The organism is Gilliamella sp. WF3-4 (genome assembly GCF_001690275.1).
GTDB lineage: Bacteria > Pseudomonadota > Gammaproteobacteria > Enterobacterales > Orbaceae > Gilliamella > Gilliamella apicola_C.
This window is the reverse complement of sequence record NZ_LZGW01000035.1, coordinates 1-3799: the sequence shown is the minus strand read 5'-3', so window position 1 is coordinate 3799 and position 3799 is coordinate 1. Positions and strand designations below refer to the sequence as shown.

Genomic DNA, 3799 nt, shown 5'->3' with positions numbered 1-3799 from the left:
AATATTGGCTGATTTATAATACACCATAAAACTATTAATCCATCCCCAAACAAATGTACTACCAGCGCCTGCTCGGGCAGGATCTAGCATAATATGATCAATCACTTGATGCGTACCGGGTTGGCACACCATTAACACGGTCGAGCTTAAAGCATTACGCGACATATTATGGATAATAACACCATGCAAATCATCCCAATCATACTCTTTTATTCGGCGTTTTTTCGGTTGTAAAAATACTGCAGGATGGCGTAATATTTTAAAGTTAAAAAAGTCACTTTCGTTAACATAGACTTTACCCGTTTTACGGTTAAATATAATGGGGCTACCACGATGGGAAAAAGCGTTTTGATAGAACTCTGGAAGTGCATATGAATAGATAACAAATGAACTTAATAACATGCCAAATAATACTATAAAAAAAATCTTTAATTCAGATTTTTTTAGTAATATTGAAAAAAAATCAAAACTAAAAAAGACTAAGACCATAAACATTAAAATTAATGATATAGATAAACACAAATAAAGAATCTGATCAGAAGGAATCTTACGAATAAAGGCACAGTAGTTATTATTGGCATAGCTTAAGCGATCGTCATGCAGGGGCACTAAACGTGGGCCTTTATCTAGATCACCAAACCAACCAAAAATTTGTGGACGGTATTTTGATGACATTTTATTCTCCTTTTATTTATTCTTCCTGCTTCGGTTAATGATGAGCGGAATTTCGCCATCATCTTGTCCATTAGGGCAGATATTGATTTGATAGTTATTTATTAGATCATAAGCAAAGGTGCCCGCTACCCAGGTTATCAGCGTTAGATCACTACCTGGCTGGTTAGAATCGGTTTTTTTTACTTCAATTTTTTCAATATCGGTAAAATTAGATTGCTATACCACTTTGCCCATGCTTGCCAAACTGCAACGGCTTTTGGGCTATTGCGTTATATTGTGCCGTTGTTTAATTTCGGCGAGCTCTTCTAATGATGTAGCATTAAATGCTTCTACCATCCATTCGGGCCAGCCTTGGCCGTCAATCCTATGTGCTTTAAATTCCGCCTCTTGATCTGATCGGTATTCACCATCATTGATATTGGCTGATTTATAATACACCATAAAACTGTTGATCCATCCCCAAACAAATGTACTACCAGCGCCTGCTCGGGCAGGATCTAGCATAATATGATCAATCACTTGATGCGTACCGGGTTGGCACACCATTAACACGGTCGAGCTTAAAGCATTACGCGACATATTATGGATAATAACACCATGCAAATCATCCCAATCATACTCTTTTATTCGGCGTTTTTTCGGTTGTAAAAATACTGCAGGATGGCGTAATATTTTAAAGTTAAAAAAGTCACTTTCGTTAACATAGACTTTACCCGTTTTACGGTTAAATATAATGGGGCTACCACGATGGGAAAAAGCGTTTTGATAGAACTCTGGAAGTGCATATGAATAGATAACAAATGAACTTAATAACATGCCAAATAATACTATAAAAAAAATCTTTAATTCAGATTTTTTTAGTAATATTGAAAAAAAATCAAAACTAAAAAAGACTAAGACCATAAACATTAAAATTAATGATATAGATAAACACAAATAAAGAATCTGATCAGAAGGAATCTTACGAATAAAGGCACAGTAGTTATTATTGGCATAGCTTAAGCGATCGTCATGCAGGGGCACTAAACGTGGGCCTTTATCTAGATCACCAAACCAACCAAAAATTTGTGGACGATATTTTGATGGCATTTTATTCTCCTTTTATTTATTCTTCCTGCTTCGGTTAATGATGAGCGGAATTTCGCCATCATCTTGTCCATTAGGGCTGATATTGATTTGGTAGTTATTTATTAGATCATAAGCAAAGGTGCCCGCTACCCAGGTTATCAGCGTTAGATCACTACTTGGCTGGTTAGAATCGGTTTGTTTTACTTCAATTTTTTCAATATCGGTAAAATTAGATTGCCATGCCGCTTTGCCCATGCTTGCCAAACTGCAACGGCTTTTGGGCTATTGCGTTATATTGTGCCGTTGTTTAATTCCGGCGAGCTCTTCTAATGATGTAGCATTAAATGCTTCTACCATCCATTCGGGCCAGCCTTGGCCGTCAATCCTATGGGCTTTAAATTCCGCTTCTTGATCTGATTTATATTCACCGTCATCGATATTGGCAGATTTATAATACACCATAAAACTATTGATCCATCCCCAAACAAATGTACTACCAGCGCCCGCGCGAATAGGATCTAGCATAATATGATCAATCACTTGATGCGTACCGGGTTGGCACACCATTAGCACGGTCGAGCTCAAAGCATTACGCGACATATTATGAATAATAACACCATGCAAATCATCCCAATCATACTCTTTTATTCGGCGTTTTTTCGGTTGTAAAAATACTGCAGGATGGCGTAATATTTTAAAGTTAAAAAAGTAACTTTCGTTAACATAGACTTTACCCGTTTTACGGTTAAATATAATGGGACTACCACGATGGGAAAAAGCGTTTTGATAGAATTCAGGAATGGATAGATATAAAGCAGCACAGCAAGTAATAACGCCACCAACTCCTATAAAACAAAGCATGCTACCGCTATCAGGATGATCATAATCCATAATAAATGTACAAGATCCGACTACTAATATACTCCCCAAAATAATAGCAACAAAGTAAAGGCAGGTATAAAAAATCTGATCATTGAGATCCTGGCGAATAAAGGCACAATAGTTATTATTGGCATAGCTTAAGCGATCGTCATGCAGGGACACTGAACGTGGACCTTTATCCAAATCACCAAACCAACCAAAAATTTGTGGACGGTATTTTGATGGCATTTTATTCTCCTTTTATTTATTCTTCATGAAATTGGTTACTGATTCGGTTAATGATGAGCGGAATTTCGCCATCATCTTGTCCATTAGGGCTGATATTGATTTGATAGTTATTTATTAGATCATAAGCAAAGGTGCCCGCTACCCAGGTTATCAGCGTTAAGTCACTATCTGGCTGGTTAGAATCAGTTTTTTTCACTTCAATTTTTTCAATACCGGTAAAATTAGATTGCTATACCACTTTGCCCATGCTTGCCAAACTGCAACGGCTTTTGGGCTATTGCGTTATATTGTGCCGTTGTTTAATTCCGGCGAGCTCTTCTAATGATGTAGCATTAAATGCTTCTACCATCCATTCGGGCCAGCCTTGGCCGTCAATCCTATGGGCTTTAAATTCCGCCTCTTGATCTGACTTATATTCACCATCATCAATATTGGCAACATCACAAAAAAACATAAAACTATTGATCCATCCCCAAACAAATGTACTACCAGCGCCTGCTCGGGCAGGATCTAGCATGATATGATCAATCACTTGATGCGTATCGGGTTGGCACACCATTAACACAGTCGAGCTTAAAGCATTACGCGACATATTATGGATAATAACACCATGCAAATCATCCCAATCATACTCTTTTATTCGGCGTTTTTTCGGTTGTAAAAATACTGCAGGATGGCGTAAAAACTTAAAGTTAAAAAAGTAACTTTCGTTAACATAGACTTTACCCGTTTTACGGTTAAATATAATGGGGCTACCACGGCGGGAGAAAGCATTTTGGTAGAATTCAGGAATAGATAGATATAAAGCGACACAACAAGTAATAAAACCAATTATCCCCATTATTGTTAGTTTGTCACCAATTTCAGAATCATTGAACCAAAAAATCATTATAAAAGAACCAACTGTTAATATACTTCCCAAAATAGTAGCAACAAAATAAAGGCA

General features: G+C 37.0%; 6 protein-coding genes. All 6 read right to left on the bottom strand.

The features are described 5' to 3' along the window. On the bottom strand, positions 1–675 hold a 675-nt coding region (locus A9G47_RS08060; RefSeq protein WP_065642650.1), incomplete at its 3' end, for a DUF6708 domain-containing protein. A 261-nt stretch (positions 676–936) separates the two neighbouring features. After that, entirely contained in the window at positions 937–1764 is an 828-nt protein-coding gene (locus A9G47_RS08055) for a DUF6708 domain-containing protein (protein WP_065642649.1), read from the bottom strand. Between the two features lie 12 nt (positions 1765–1776). After that, positions 1777–1998: a hypothetical protein gene (locus A9G47_RS08050; RefSeq protein WP_065642648.1), complete on the bottom strand. Its 222-nt coding sequence runs from the start codon at positions 1996–1998 to the stop codon at positions 1777–1779. Between the two features lie 27 nt (positions 1999–2025). Beyond that, positions 2026–2853 carry a DUF6708 domain-containing protein gene (locus A9G47_RS08045; RefSeq protein WP_065642647.1) on the bottom strand — a complete coding sequence of 276 codons (828 nt, stop codon included), beginning with the start codon at positions 2851–2853 and terminating at the stop codon, positions 2026–2028. 16 nt (positions 2854–2869) lie between these two features. After that, positions 2870–3049: a hypothetical protein gene (locus tag A9G47_RS08040; RefSeq protein WP_065566421.1), complete on the bottom strand. Its 180-nt coding sequence runs from the start codon at positions 3047–3049 to the stop codon at positions 2870–2872. Positions 3050–3127: 78 nt separating this feature from the next. After that, positions 3128–3799, bottom strand: a 672-nt coding sequence (locus A9G47_RS08035; RefSeq protein WP_218057450.1) for a DUF6708 domain-containing protein, incomplete at its 5' end; no start/stop codon positions are given.